The 233-nt window shown below is 71.7% G+C and carries 1 pseudogene; it reads right to left on the bottom strand.

Features of this window, described 5'->3' with window-relative positions:
- Window positions 1-233, bottom strand: a pseudogene (locus tag CVH10_RS24725) (PepSY domain-containing protein); the annotation flags it as partial.

Raw genomic sequence — 233 nt, 5'->3', positions numbered from 1 at the left:
TGACCGGCGTGATCGTGCGTCATCACCATGCCCTCCATGGTCCAGCCGGCGCCGATGGGCGCATCATGGTGCTGGGCGCGCTGCCAGGCCCCCGCGACCGGGGCGGGCGGACGGCCCCAGCCGGTCTCCTTGACCCAGCCCATGACGCGGTCGCCCCAGACTGCCGACCACGGCATGCCCGTAACCGCCAGAAACAGCACGACGCCGCCGACGTAGAAACCCGTCAGGGCGTG

The organism is Halomonas sp. ND22Bw (assembly GCF_003011945.1).
Taxonomy (GTDB): Bacteria; Pseudomonadota; Gammaproteobacteria; order Pseudomonadales; family Halomonadaceae; genus Halomonas; species Halomonas halophila.
Note: the sequence above shows the minus strand (reverse complement) of the source record. Positions and strands in the feature narration are given on the sequence as shown.